The following is a 13,844-nucleotide window of genomic DNA, read 5'->3' on the forward strand; positions in this document are numbered from 1 at the left end:
GGGCACAAATTTACGCTGCCTGCGACCTCTTTACGGAGATCTTTGCCGCTCATGGACCTGGTGTCACCAAGCCCCACGCGTACCGAATACATCCATGATGACCGGACCCAGACGCGCGTCGCCATGGTTATCATCGGGTTCGGAGCGGCTGCCTGTGTCGTGGGAAGCCTGATGGCCAACAGCATCTGGCCGGCGGCTCTCGCCAGTCTGATTTCCGGCTCCATCATTCTGCGGCTGCACCTCCAGACAGCCCGCACCCGGGTGATCTTCGATACCCATGGCAACAAGCTGCTGCTGGAACACCGCACTCCCTCGGGCCGGCTGCTGGGCAGTGGCCGGTACGAGCTGTCCAGCCTGGAAAATGTCGTGGCCGAGAAGGCCGGCCCCTTGCACAATTTCATGTCCCGCAAGGTCTGGCAGCGTCCGGTGATGATCATTGCGGGCCAGCGCGTTCCCCTCACCTACCGCAGCTTCGAAACCGGCAGCGGCACAGCAGAAATCATCACGCAGCTGCGTGACCGCTTCGGCCTGCCCCGCTCCGCCCGTTCCATGGCGGAACAGGAGGACAACGGCTTCATCGAGGTGAGGCAGCCCCGCGCCAGCCGTGCAGCCAAAGGCGACGAGGACGAAGACAACCTCACCGCCATCGCCAAGAAAGCCCGCGCAATCCGCGAACAGAGCGTCGGAGACGCGTAAGGTCCAGGGCTTTCGATGCTGACGCATCACGCCTTGAAATTGCTCACGCGCCGCACGGGCTTGACCAAGGCTCCGGGATTCCCGGTCCCCTGAAGGTCATCATGGGCCGGCCTGCTCCGCTTATCCCTCTGGACACACAAGAACAGGCCAGGCCTGTGAGACCCTGCCCCTTGGAGAGCTTCAGATCGGATAGCGGCCCGGCAGGGTTTCCATCGTCAGCCAGCGCAGGTCGGTGAACTCGTCGAGCCCTACCTTGCCGCCGAAGCGGCCATAGCCGGAGGCCTTGACGCCGCCGAAGGGCATCTGTGCCTCGTCATGCACGGTCGGGCCGTTGATATGACAGATGCCCGACTGAATGCGCCGCGCCACCCGCAGGCCGCGTGCGGCATCCCCGGTGAAGACGGAAGCCGACAGCCCGTATTCCGAATCGTTGGCAAGCTCGATGGCATGCTCCTCATCACGGGCACGGATCAGCGCGACAACGGGGCCGAAGCTTTCCTCGCTGTAAAGACGCATGTCTTTCGTGACATCCGCGATTACGGTTGCCGGAACCAGCACTCCATCCGCCGGAGTTCCGGTGAGCTGACGGGCCCCCTTGGACACGGCGTCCTCAACAAGGCTCTGGAGCTTTTCCACCGTTTCAAGGCCAATGACGGCGCCGAGCGGGTTCTTGCCCTCCGCCGGATTGCCCGCCGTAAGCGTGGCAGCCTTGGCGCGGAACTTTTCAGCGAAGGCATCCGCCACCGCATCCACGACGATGATGCGCTCCGTCGACATGCAGATCTGGCCCTGATTGAAGAAGGCACCAAAGGCAGCAGCAGCAACGGCCGCATCCAGATCGGCATCATCCAGCACGATCAGCGGCGCCTTGCCGCCCAGTTCCAGCAGAACCGGCTTGAGCTGGGTGGCAGCCCGCACAGCGATCAGCTTGCCGACGCCGGTCGAGCCGGTGAAGTTGATGTGGCGCACCGCCGGATGATCGATGAGGCCGTTGACGATCTCCGCCGCATCCTCCGGCGCATTGGTGACGGCATTGACCACCCCTTCCGGGAAACCGGCCGAACCGAAAGCGTCCGCAATCAGCGCATGGGTCGCCGGGCAGCGCTCGGATGCCTTGAGGATCACCGTATTGCCGCAGGCGAGCGCCGTGGCAATGGCACGAACGCCCAGAATGACCGGGGCATTCCAGGGCGCAATGCCGAGGCACACGCCCTTGGGCTGGCGCTCGGAAAAGGCAAAGCAGCCCGGCTTGTCGGACGGGATGACCTCGCCGCCCACCTGCGTCGTCAGGGATGCAGCTTCCCGGATCATATTGGCCGCCAGCGTGACGTTGAAGCCGGCCCAGCTGGCCGTCGCACCGGTTTCCGCCGCCATGAGACGCACGAAATCGTCCATCTTCCCGGCCAGCGCATCAGCGGCCTTCAGGAGGAGACGGCGGCGCTCGCCGGGCCCTGTCACCGACCAGGCCGGAAAGGCGGCCTGCGCCTTTTCGGCAATCGCACAGGCAGCTGCCACATCCATTGCCTCGCAGGTGCTGGCCACAGCGCCTGTGACCGGGTTCAGCCTGTCGAATGACCCATTGCGGGTGATCTGGTCCATTTCGTCCTCCTCGTTTCACACAACCGCGCCGGGCGCCGCCCGCAGCCCGGCGGCCTCGATGCCGGCAACGGCACAAAGTTCGTCATTCGGGCCAAGATCGCCGGAAATACCGGCAGCCCCGATGACCTCTCCTTCGGCATTCAGGATGAGAACCCCGCCGGGCGAAGGCACCATCCGCCCGCCGCTGACGGGGACAAGAGCCGAGAAGAAAACCGGGTTTCCGCTCGCCCTTTCCGTCAGCTCCCTGGAGCCGAAGCCCATTCCGAGAGAGCCCCAGGCCTTGCCGAAGGCGATCTCGAACCGGACGATACCGGCACCATCCTCGCGCTTGTAGGCGACAAGATGTCCGCCCGCATCCAGAACGGCGACGGCCAGTGGCGCAAGGTTCCGCGCCCGCGCTTCGGTCAGAGCTGCGGCGATGATGGCATCCGCTTGTGAAAGCCTGAGCATGTGTCTTCCTTGTCTTTGAGGAGAATAAAGGCGGCAGCGGCACGGTAAGCCACTGCCAGGTTCGTCACAGGAACATGGCCAGAATGTCCCGTTGGGAGGCTGGCCGGGGCACCTTGAAATTGACGTTCAGGCAATCGGCAGCAGCCGGACGGGCAAGGCATGCCTCCAGCCAGCGCGCCATGGATGGCCATCGTGAAATATCGATACCGGCAACGGGCACCATGTGCATCACGGCAGCCACATTCAGATCCGCCGCCGTGAACCGCTCTCCAACCAGGAACTCCCGGTCCTGAAGATAGCCGTCAAGGGCCGTCCAGGGCTGGGCAAGCTTGGCGAGCGCCAGTTCCAGTTCCTCGCCATCCGGCTCGTGCGGATCAAACAGGACGCGCAGGGCTGCGGCCAGCAGCTGCGGCTTTTCGATCTCCGTCACCACCCAGAACGACCACTGGGTCATCAGCGCATCTTCTTCAAGGCTGCGGGGGGCAAGCGGGCCGCCATGCTTCTTGGCCAGATAGAGATTGATGGCGAGGGATTCGAACAACGTGAAGCCGCCGTCGGTCAGCGTGGGGCATTTGCCGTTCGGGTTGAGGGCCAGAAACTCGGGCGGCTTCGGCTGGCCGGGCCGGAAGGCGAAAGGCTGGCGCTCGTGGGCAAGGCCCAGTTCCGCCAGCATCCAGCTGCATCGGTTGGCGCGGGTCCGGCTCACATCGCCATAGAGCGTGATCATGCTTGTTGCTCCTCCTCCTCAGGGGCAGCAGCCGCACCTGCAAGATGCGGCCGCCGTGATGTTTCAGAAGCCCCGGTCCGCGCCCAGCGCGCTTCCCGGAACCCAGATGCCATGGAAGCCCTCATGCACCCGGCACGGAAATTTCAGGATGGCAACCGGCCCCTGCGACAGGTTGCGGGCATCGAGAATGACAAGATCCGTGCGGTTTTCGGCGCGGCGCCCCACCATGGTCATCAGCCAGCCGTCACCCTCCTCCGCATCGGGGTTCCGCGGCACGAAGCAGGGCTCTTCCGGAGAGGAATCGGGCCCTGCGTAGAACAGGCTGATCTTGCCCGTGTGCTCGTCGAAGTGGCCAAGACAGGTGAAGGGCGGGCCCTTGGGACCCGCCGGCAGCATCGGCCATTTCGCCGAATGATTGGTGCCGAACCAGAAGTGGCGCGTGCGGCGCATGGAGAAGCGGCCATCGACCACCGGCATCTCGCCGATGTGGTTGATGAAGCGTTCGATCTGGACATCACCGCCCGCCGTGGACAGGTCCACGATCCAGCGCTCGCCGAAGGGCGGCAGTTCATCGGCATCCGGATTGTGAATGTCCGGGAACTGGCTCAGCCAGCCCGATTCATTGACGAAATGATCCAGCACCAGCCGGTTGCCATCGTCCCAGGCGTTGAACGTGTGGGTCTGCATCGCAATCTTGGGCGCGGTGTACCAGCGGATGGCGGAGACCCCCTGATCGCGCGGGATGACGGCAATGTAGGTTTGCTTCTGGCTGTCCCAGTGCCAGTAGGATTCGCCCTTCTTCACCCGGTCCCACTCGCAGACCATCGGGCAGATGACGAAGGCGATGAAATTGCGCGACACGAGGAAGTCATGCACCATCGAGCAGTAAGGCGCCTTGAACCGCTCGGTCTTCAGGAACTCACCGTCCTTGCCGATACGGTAGACCTCGATCTCGTCGCTGGCGACGCCTTCACAGTTATAGGCAAAGGCGATGCACTCTCCCGTCAGGGGATCGATCTTCGGATGGGCGGTGAAGGTCCGGCTCTTCAGCTGGCCGCCGAAATCCGTTTCGCCGCGCGTCGTCAGGTCATTCGGATCGAGTTCATAGGGACGGCCGGATTCCTTCAGGGCATAGAGCTTGCCGTGGTGCCATAGCACTGAAGTGTTTGCCGTGTTGGCATCCTCACCGGCTACCTCGGGAGAGTCCGTGAACGGATTGCGGTAGGCTCCGAACATCGCCCGGCGGGCGGAGCGCTCAAGCTGGAACTTGCGCGTCCGCACATAGCGCATGGTCAGATCGGCATGGCCGTTCTGGATGCGGACCGAATGCACCATCCCGTCGCCATTCAGAAAGATGTCCTTGCCATGCAGCGGCGGATAGGCGTGGTCGGCGCTGTTGCGGATATACATGCCTTCAAGCTCGGGCGGTATCCGGCCGATCACTTCAAGATCATGCACTTCGCCCTCGATGCGGACCGGCGCGGCATAGCCGTTGAAGACCACATCATCGGGAAACTGCAGGCCCGTAGATGTCATGACATGCTGGTTCATGGTCTCTCTCCATCTGGAACATGTTTTTGGGATCAGGCCACGGCAGGGGCAGTTTCCTGCGCCCTGCGGGCAAGCTCGCGCTGCGCCAGAAGCAGCAGCGTGACGGCGGTTGCGGCAATGCCCATCACCGCCCAGGCAAGGCCGGAATATCCGGCAGCCATCACCACCGTTCCGCCCAGCGCCGGGCCCATGGCGGAGCCGGACATCATCATCGCCGGAGTTGCGGCCACAGCCCTGCCGCTGGCATCCACCCGCGCCAGCAGGCCGAAAAGGAACGTGTGGCTGAAGATCACCAGCGACACATAGAAGGCGACGGGAACGGCGTAGAAATAGAAGCCAGCCGCCGAAGTGATGCTCAGGGCAAAGACGGCCTGCAGGATGGGGCCTGCGATGCCCACTGCCAGCGGCGGCAGGCGGTGCTGCAGCAGGGCAGCAAGGATGCCGGGAGCCAGATTGACGAAGCCCATGACGATCAGAACCGACTGGACCCGCCCCTCACCATAACCGCCGGCAACGCCGATCCGTTCGACAAAGGCGAAGGCGGTTGCCTGGCTGAGGGCAAGGCAGATGATGGCGCCGATCAGAAACCAGGCCGCCCGTGGAAACCCGCCTGCGGCAGCAATACGGGCATGCGCCTCTTCCCGTCCGCCCTCAACCTTCGGAAAGCACAACAGGGAAACAGCGGCTGCCACGGCCATGGTGATGGCGAAAGCCCGGAAGATCACCGGACCGCCGATGGACGCAATCATGCCCGGCAGCACCGCAAACATCGCGATCGCCAGCACACCCATGGCCACATTGACGATGCCGAACAGCCGGTGCGGATTGTTTGTCCGGCCAATGGCTCCGTGGGTCACGGAAAGCGCCGAACCGGCGCCGAAACCGGCCAGAAAATGCAATACGATCAACAGCGGCAGGCTCTCCGCCCCGACCGGCAATACCGAGTTACCGGCGAATGCGGCTGCCGAGAGCAGAAAGCCGCCGGCTGCAAAACTGCGGTGCGGCAGGCGGGTGAAGCGCGGCGCAAAGACGATGCTGGCAAGAACGGCGGCGGCGAGAAAGGCGGTGACCGTCAATCCGGCCTGTTGCGGCTCAAGGCCGTAGTGGCTCATGAGAGCGCCGATCCACAGCGGCAGCGCAGCCAGATCGATCATTCCCGCCATATGGCAAATGCTGAGCGTCAGATAGCCGCCCACACTGTTCAGTCTGGTCATAATTCCCCTCCCAGGATGTGACCACGCAGCGGCAGGGGCCCTGACAGGCGTGCCGTGCGGGATATCTCCCGAGCGAAGAAGCTTCCGTCCCCTCCCCGCTCAGGGCTGAAGCATCCAATCCCCCCGCATGACCATCAGGCCTGCCGCCAACCCCAGGGGTCTCTCTCCGGCAGCAGCCTGACGTGTCTCTCTTCCCTGCGGAGAGGTCTCAACTGCATCAGCACGGCGATGATAGGCTCGCCCAAACCACCAACAAAACAGATTGCATTGATATAAATCATCGATAGGATCAATACTTACGAAATTGCCGGGGCGGCCATGAGACTGGACAAGTTCGACCTCAATCTGCTCGTTGTGCTGGATGCCTTGCTGGAGGAACGCAACGTCACGCGGGCAGCCGAGCGCCTGCACATCGGGCAGTCGGCCGCCAGCGCGGCACTTGGACGCCTCAGGGACTATTTCGGCGACAGTCTCATGGTTCAGGTCGGCCGCCGGATGGAACTGACACCGCTTGCCCGAAGCCTCGCGCAGCCGGTCCGCGATGCGCTGCTGAGCGCCCGCACCGCCATAGCCATCCGGCCGGAGTACGAGCCTGCCGCTTTCAAACGGGTCTTTTCGATCGCCGCCTCCGACTACATGCTGGATGTGATGCTCGCCACAGCCGTGCGCAGCCTCGCCTCCACGGCTCCCGGCATAAGGCTGAACATCAGACGGACTCCATATGACGTGATGGAAGCTTTCGAGCGGGGTGCGATCGATCTGCTGATCATGCCCGAGCAATATGCCAGCCGCCTTCAGCATCCTCAGGCCGAGATATTGCGGGATGAGCACGTCTGCATGATGTGCGCAGAGGCCGCCCGCGGCATCGAAACGCTGACACTTGAGGAATACTTCGAGAGAGGCCACGTGGCGATCCGCCTGGGAGATGACGGGACACTTGCCTTTGAGGAGTGGTTTCTACCGCGCTACGGCCGCCAGCGCCGCGTGGAATGCACAGTGGACCAGTTCAGCGTCGCACCACTGCTCGTAACCGGAACAGAACGCATCGTGACAATGCACCGGCGCATGGCGGAAGAAATGAGCCGCCGCTTTGCAGTCAAACTGTTCCCTGCCCCCTTTGCCATGGAACAACTCTGTGAGGTCATGGTGTGGCCGCGTTATCTGGATGAGGATCCAGCGCACCGGTGGCTCAGATCGGCGATCCTCAGCGCCGGAGAGCTGACGGCCAGCTTCCAAGATTAGCCGTATCAGCATATTCCCGTATGCCGCTGAGTTTCATGCAGCACCATCCGCATATCTGGCTAATAAATACTACAAATCGGATATCATCTTCACCAGAACAACAGGAAAATCGCTCATCGTTTAGAGCGTTTTAAGCATCCACCGATAAAAACCATCGGGGAGGAAAGAAGTGGAATAGCCTCATCCACCAGCCAGAAAGAAACTTCGACGATGACGCAGACCGCCCGCTCAGGCCGCCGCCGCAGTCTCATGACCAGGATCCTTGCGGCGACGGCCGCCTCGATCCTTGGGATTTTCGCCATCTTCGCCCTCTACAACGACGTCGTCATGCGCGAGCAGACGGAAGAGCGCGTGAACAGCAACCTGTCCATGGTTGGCAGTTCCGTTGCGAAAAGCGTGTCGAACTGGCTGACGGGCCGGACGATGCTGACCGAATTCGCCATGCAGTCGCTGGGGGCAAAGCCGGCTTCCGAAATGGCACCCGAGCAGTTCAACATCCCGCTGCTGACCTCCACCTTCCTGATGACCTATTACGGCAACACGGAAGGTGAGTTTTTCCAGTGGCCGCCGTCCACGCTTCCCGAAGGCTATGACCCGCGCAAGCGCCCCTGGTACAAGGCCGCTGCGGATCTTGGAAAGCTGACGCTGACCGAGCCCTATATCGCGGCTTCCTCGAACGAGTTGAACATCACCGCTGCCGCCCCGCGCTACATGAACGGCCAGCTGGTGGGCGTTGTCGGTTCCGATTTCTCCATCCAGATGCTTGATCAGATGCTGAAGGACGCCAATCTGGGCGACCTCGGCTACCTGTTCATCACCGACCGCTCCGGCAAGGTGCTGATCCACGCCAATCAGGACCTGATCGGCAAGACCCTCGCCGATATTTATCCCGGCGCGCAGGTTTCCACCGGTGTCATGCAGGACGTGGACAGCGCAGAGGGCGCGCGCCTGCTTGGCTTCCAGCCGATTGCCGGTCTGCCGGGCGTGGACTGGTATGTGGCCATGTCCATCGACAAGGGCGTTGCCTTTGCCGAGCTGTCCGACTTCCGCCGGTCGACGCTGATTGCGACCCTCGCCGCCGTGCTCATCATGCTGGCGCTCATCGGTACCCTGTTCCGCAACTGGCTGGCCCGTCCGCTGTCGAGCATCACCGGCGCCATGAGCCAGATTGCCGACGGTGATCTGAGCGTTGCCATTCCCGGCCTTGGCCGCAATGACGAGATCGGCGCCATCGCCGGTGCCGTCCACGTCTTCAAGGAGCATTCCCTGGAACGCGAGCGTCTGGAAGCAGCCCAGAGCGCCGAGCAGGAAGCCAAGCAGCGCCGCGCCGAGGCCGTCGACCGGATGATCAACGCCTTTGCCTCTGAAGTGGGCTCGGCCCTGCAGACGGTCAGTTCCGCCACGCAGAATGTGGTTTCCACCGCACGCCAGCTGACCCAGACGTCCGAGTCCAGTTCGGAAGGAGCAAATCTCGCCGCTGCCGCATCTGAGGAAGCTGCCGCAAACGTCCGCTCGGTGGCCGCCGCTTCCGAAGAGCTGAATTCCTCGATTGCCGAGATCGCCCGCCGGGTGGAGCACTCCAACGAGATCGCCAACCGCGCCTCGGATGCCGCCAGCGAGACCAACCAGACGGTTCAGAGCCTGGTGCAGACGACGGAAAAGATCAGCCAGATCGTCAAGCTCATCAATGACATTGCCGCCCAGACCAACCTTCTGGCGCTCAATGCCACCATCGAGGCAGCGCGTGCCGGTGATGCGGGCAAGGGCTTTGCGGTCGTTGCCACGGAGGTGAAGTCGCTGGCCAACCAGACCGCTTCGGCCACGGAAGAGATCGCCACGCAGATCCAGGCGATGCAGGCCGTCTCCAATCAGGCGGCGCTGGCCATCGGCAGCATCGCCGATGTCATCGGCCAGATGAGCCACATCTCCACCGACATCTCCGCCGCCGTGACCCAGCAGAGCGGCGCAACCACCGAAATCTCCCGCTCGGTACATGAAGTGGCAACCGGCACGCAGAATGTCTCGGAAACCCTGAGCCATGTGTCACGCGGTGCCAACGAAACCGGCGAGAGCGCGCAGGTGCTGCTTGATGTCGCCACCCAGCTGACCCAGCAGACCGGCAACCTGCGCCAGCGCATCGACGCCTTCTTCGCCGAGATCCGCGCCGCCTGAGACAGGCACAGGCAAGACATGAAAAGGGCGGCCTCACCGGGCCGCCCTTTTTTGATTCAGACCACCGCCAGATCGCGGCTGAGGCCGGAGAGGATCTCGCAGCCGGTTGCCGTCACCACCGCCACTTCCTCCAGCCGGATGCCGAAGCGCCCGGGCAGATAGATGCCGGGCTCGATGGTGAAGACCATCCCCTCCTCCAGCATCAGATTGCTGGTGCTGGTGATATAGGGCTGCTCATGCACCTCGGTGCCAAGGCCGTGGCCGGTGCGGTGGGTGAAAAACTCCCCGTAGCCGGCATCCATGATCACCTGACGCGCCGCCAGATCAACGCTGCGGGCGGGCACGCCCGGACGGGCCGAGGCGATGGCCGCCTGAACGGCGGCATCGACCACCTCATGCACCTCCCGGTATCCGGCCGGCGGCTCGCCGAGGCTTGCCATACGGGTGATGTCGGAATTGTAGCCGTCCTTCAGGCCGCCAATGTCCACCAGCACCACATCGCCGCGCTTCAGCCGTGCCTCGCCGGAGTGATGGTGCGGATAGGCACTGTTCGGGCCGATGGCGAGGATGGCAAAGGTGGGCTGCGCACCGTTGGCGGCAAAGGCAGCCTGCACGGCCTTGGCCAGTTCGCTCTCGCTCACGCCTTCGGCCAAGGCCGCACGGGCAGCGGCCTGGGCAAAGTCGGCAATCTTGGCGTTTTCCTTCAAGAGCGCGATTTCTGCGGCGCTCTTGACCATGCGCAGTGCGCCAACGGTGGCGGAGGCAAAGCTGCGGGTGGCGCGCGGCAGCGCATCCACCAGCATCAGCGCGTGGTCGGCACGCATGGTCTCATCCAGCGCAAAACTGCCGGTCTTGGGCGCGGCAAAAGCCAGTGCTTCGGCCAGGGCCTTGTCCGGGCCGGTGTCGTCCTTCCACTCGAAGAAGGGCAGATCCGTGTGCTGGCGGCTGTCTTCGGCATTGAGGGCCGGCATCAGGAAGCAGGCCTGCTTCTGGCCGATGAGGCACAGCGAGGCGCGCTCGTCCGCTGCCGGGACAAAGCCCAGCAGCCAGCGCAGATGCGCGCCGGGCGCCAGCGCCACCAGATCGGTGCCTGTATCTGCCATCTTGCGGCGCAGGCGCGCCAGACGCTCTGCGGCCTGCGGCTTTGCGGATCCTTGCGTCATTCACGCCTCCATCGGCACGCGGGCCATGGCGTCCAGCAGAGCAGCGCGGTGCTCTTCCACCAGCGCCTCCAGCTTCGCCACCCGCTCGGGCGTGAAATGCCCCTCAGCGTCCAGAATATTGACCGTGCCCACGACCATTCCGCCGTCCGGCACGGGAATGTTCATGGCCGAATGGCAGCCGAGCTGGTTGATGAGGGCGTGATCGGAAAAATACACCGCAAATTCCGGCGTGGTGTTGGCGATAAAGCTCTTCTGTTCGCCCAGCACGAGATCGGTCCAGCCATCCGAACGCATCGGCTTGGTGCCGGACGCCGGGTATTCGGCCGGATGCGAGGTATAGGCGCGGCGGCTGAGGCCTGCCTTGCGGTCGAGAACCGTCACCGTGAAGAGGCGCGCGCCCACGGCGGTGCGGGCAGCCTCATGCAGGGCGGCAAAGACGGTATCGGGGGATGAGGTCATGATGGACTTCCGGGGCGTTGGGATGAGAGAGGATTGAGGAGCGGTGGTGGTGTGGCTGGTGAAATCCTCCCGCCCCTCCATCGTCATCCCGGACGCGCCTGCGCGATCCGGGACCGGTGAGCCGGGGTGGAAGTTGTTTCAAGGAGATACAGCCGGCAGGCCTTGGCTCACCGGTCCCGGATCTCCGCTTCGCTCTCGTCCGGGATGACGATGGAAAGGCTTTTCCAGTGCCCGGAGGGCAGTCATGCCGCCCTCCGGAATATCTTTCAGGCAGACTGCCTCAGTTCTTGGTCACGAGACGGTAGTAGACGAAATCGGACGTGGCGCCGTTGACGTAGCCCTGCACCTTGCCGTTCATGGCGACCTGCTTGACGGCCTGGAACATGATGACGTAGGGCGATTCCGCCTGCATGGCCTGCTGCAGTTCGCCATACATTTCGAGGCGCTTTTCCGGCGACTTTTCGGTCAGCGCGGCCATGGTCTTCTCGTTGATCTCCTGCGGCGGCATCCAGGCATTGCGCCAGGTGGTCGTCGAGGCATATTTGTCGTCCGAATTGTCCGCGTTATAGGCAAAGGCCTTGGCGTTGGAATGCGGGTCCATGAAGTCCGGGCCCCAGTAGAGCAGCATGCCCTGATGGGTGCGGGCGCGGTACTTGGTGATCACCTGCGCGCCGGTGCCGGGGATGATCTCGAAGTTGATGCCCGCCGGAGCGAAGGACGACTGCAGCGCCTGCGCCATGTCGGTGAAGGGGCTGGAGTTGATCACATCAAGCTGGATCGTCAGCGGCAGCGTGACACCGCCATCGGCGAGGATCTGCTTTGCCTTTTCCAGATCATACTTGAACGGTGTGTCATTGACCGCACCCGGGAAGCCTTCCGGCCAGAAGGCCTGATGCACCATCATCTGACCCTTCAGGAAGGTGCTGGCCATGCCGTCATAATCGACGAGATAGCGGGCAGCCTCCCACAGCGCCTTGTTGGTCAGGGCCTCGGTCTTCTGGTTGAAGGAAATCCAGTGAACGGCGGCCTGCGGATAGGTCTCGACCTTGATGTCAGACTTGCCTTCAAGGCCGGACACCTGATCCGGGGTCAGGTTCTTGGCCATGTCCACATCGCCGGATTCCAGCAGCAGGCGCTGGGTGGCGGCTTCCGCCACATGGCGGATGACGACCTGCTTCATGGCCGGTGCGCCGCCCCAGTAATCCGGGTTGGCCTCCAGCGACAGCATTTCGGAAGGCCGGTAGGCGCGCAGCTTGAACGGGCCGGTGCCGGCGGAGTTCTTGTTCAGCCAGGCATTGCCCAGATCGTCATTTTCCTGATGGGACATGACCGTTTCCATGTCGACCACGGAGGCAACACGGGCGGCCAGAACGTTGAGCACGAAAAGCGGCGAGAAGTCACCGGCATAGCGGACGGTGATCTTGCTGCCGTCCACGGTCACCATCTCTTCGATGTTTTCCGGGGTCCAGCCGAGATTGGCGAGAATGAAGGCGGGCGCCTTGTTGAGCACCAGCACGCGCTTCCACGAGCCCAGCACATCCTCGCCACGCAGCGGATTGCCGGAGTGGAACTTCACGCCATCCCGCAGCGTGAAGACGATGGTCTTGTTATCCGCGTCGATGGCCCATTCGCTGGCAAGGCCCGGCGCCAGCGCCGTGGTGTCCGTTGCGTCGTAATGGACGAGCTGGTTGTAGACGTTGACGACATATTCGCCGGAGGAAAACTCATAGGCGGTCGCCGGATCGATGGTGACGATGTCATCGATGTTCTGCGCGACGACGAGGGCCGTGCCCGGTGTTGCGGACTGGGCCGGCAGCGCGGTCAGCGTGGTCAGGGCCGTCAGCGACAACAGACCGGCGGCAAACGCGGTTCTGAAAAGCTTCATTGTCTTCTCCTGAAGGAAGGCAGGTTTGTCTTGGCCGCAGGCATGCCCCCCTACGGCTGTTCGGGGGTTCGGCCAATGAGCCGGGGCGTGTTGCCGGTCCACAAGATGCGGACGGGCCGGTCTCCGGCATTGGCGAAGGAATGGGGCGTGTCGCCCATGAAATGCAGGCTGTCTCCGGCGTTGAGCGTGAAGACCGCTTCGCCCAGCGTCTGGCGCAGCGTGCCTTCCAGCACGACGATCAGCTCCTCGCCCGTATGGGAAGTCTGCTCCGAGGCATAGCCAACCGGGATGTGGACGATGACCGAGGAGAGCCCTCCGCCCGGCAGCACCGTGTTGAGCCGCTCGTAGGACAAGGCGCCCTCGCCCAGCGAGAACAGCTCGCGCTCGCCCGCGCGGGTGACGCTGTTGGCGGGCCGGGGTGTCGCCACGAACCAGTCGATCTCGACGCCCAGCGCATCGGCAATGGCGGCCAGCGTGCCCAGCGAGGGCGTTGCCTTGCCGCGCTCCACCTGCGACAGGAAACCGACGGAGATGCCTGCCTGATCGGCCAGCTGCTGCAGGGTCAGATCCCCCTTACGGCGCAGCTCGCGGATGCGGCCGCCAAAATGCGGCGTCGGCGCAACGGTTGCGCTGGCCTGCGTCTCCTCAGCGTCCTTGAGGGCGTTGCTCATCACGGATCTCCAAAA

General features: G+C 63.4%; 12 protein-coding genes. 3 read left to right on the forward strand and 9 right to left on the reverse strand.

The window, feature by feature from the left end; translation table 11 throughout:
- Positions 1 to 51 precede the first annotated feature (51 nt).
- On the forward strand, positions 52 to 696 hold the full coding sequence (locus tag AC0CMF_RS05815) for a hypothetical protein (protein ID WP_374629273.1): 645 nt from the start codon (positions 52 to 54) through the stop codon (positions 694 to 696).
- 180 nt (positions 697 to 876) lie between these two features.
- Here AC0CMF_RS05815 and AC0CMF_RS05820 read toward each other — a convergent pair whose 3' ends face one another.
- The 5 genes from AC0CMF_RS05820 to AC0CMF_RS05840 all read right to left on the reverse strand — a co-directional run bounded on the left by AC0CMF_RS05820 (position 877) and on the right by AC0CMF_RS05840 (position 6,237).
- A complete protein-coding gene (locus AC0CMF_RS05820; protein ID WP_374629275.1) occupies positions 877 to 2,295 on the reverse strand; it encodes an aldehyde dehydrogenase in 1,419 nt (472 codons plus the stop codon).
- Positions 2,296 to 2,310: 15 nt separating this feature from the next.
- Positions 2,311 to 2,745, reverse strand: coding sequence for a GlcG/HbpS family heme-binding protein (locus AC0CMF_RS05825; RefSeq protein WP_050474718.1), 435 nt, complete (start codon positions 2,743 to 2,745; stop codon positions 2,311 to 2,313).
- Between the two features lie 64 nt (positions 2,746 to 2,809).
- Complete coding sequence (locus AC0CMF_RS05830) at positions 2,810 to 3,472, reverse strand: glutathione S-transferase family protein (RefSeq protein ID WP_374629277.1); 663 nt, start codon at positions 3,470 to 3,472, stop codon at positions 2,810 to 2,812.
- Between the two features lie 63 nt (positions 3,473 to 3,535).
- On the reverse strand, positions 3,536 to 5,023 hold the full coding sequence (locus AC0CMF_RS05835) for a carotenoid oxygenase family protein (RefSeq protein ID WP_374629279.1): 1,488 nt from the start codon (positions 5,021 to 5,023) through the stop codon (positions 3,536 to 3,538).
- A gap of 32 nt (positions 5,024 to 5,055) precedes the next feature.
- Positions 5,056 to 6,237 (reverse strand): MFS transporter, encoded by a 1,182-nt coding sequence (locus tag AC0CMF_RS05840; RefSeq protein ID WP_374629280.1) that lies wholly within the window; start codon positions 6,235 to 6,237, stop codon positions 5,056 to 5,058.
- Between the two features lie 318 nt (positions 6,238 to 6,555).
- Between AC0CMF_RS05840 and AC0CMF_RS05845 the strand changes: the two genes are divergently transcribed.
- Both AC0CMF_RS05845 and AC0CMF_RS05850 read left to right on the forward strand, forming a co-directional pair.
- The gene (locus AC0CMF_RS05845; protein WP_374629282.1) at positions 6,556 to 7,479 is read left to right on the forward strand and encodes a LysR family transcriptional regulator; all 924 of its coding nucleotides are present in this window, start codon (positions 6,556 to 6,558) and stop codon (positions 7,477 to 7,479) included.
- A 210-nt stretch (positions 7,480 to 7,689) separates the two neighbouring features.
- Entirely contained in the window at positions 7,690 to 9,651 is a 1,962-nt protein-coding gene (locus tag AC0CMF_RS05850; RefSeq protein ID WP_374629284.1) for a methyl-accepting chemotaxis protein, read from the forward strand.
- 56 nt (positions 9,652 to 9,707) lie between these two features.
- On the opposite strand, the gene AC0CMF_RS05855 is transcribed toward AC0CMF_RS05850, so the two are convergent.
- From AC0CMF_RS05855 to AC0CMF_RS05870, 4 genes are all read right to left on the reverse strand, one after another.
- Positions 9,708 to 10,814: a M24 family metallopeptidase gene (locus AC0CMF_RS05855; protein ID WP_374629286.1), complete on the reverse strand. Its 1,107-nt coding sequence runs from the start codon at positions 10,812 to 10,814 to the stop codon at positions 9,708 to 9,710.
- Positions 10,815 to 11,273, reverse strand: a complete 459-nt coding sequence (locus AC0CMF_RS05860) for a GAF domain-containing protein (protein ID WP_123195637.1) — start codon at positions 11,271 to 11,273, stop codon at positions 10,815 to 10,817.
- Between the two features lie 280 nt (positions 11,274 to 11,553).
- Entirely contained in the window at positions 11,554 to 13,158 is a 1,605-nt protein-coding gene (locus tag AC0CMF_RS05865) for an ABC transporter substrate-binding protein (RefSeq protein WP_374629287.1), read from the reverse strand.
- A gap of 50 nt (positions 13,159 to 13,208) precedes the next feature.
- Positions 13,209 to 13,829, reverse strand: coding sequence for a helix-turn-helix domain-containing protein (locus AC0CMF_RS05870; RefSeq protein ID WP_122519837.1), 621 nt, complete (start codon positions 13,827 to 13,829; stop codon positions 13,209 to 13,211).
- Between the last annotated feature and the right edge of the window lie 15 nt (positions 13,830 to 13,844).

The sequence above is a fragment of the Pannonibacter sp. CBAS1226 genome (assembly GCF_055685825.1).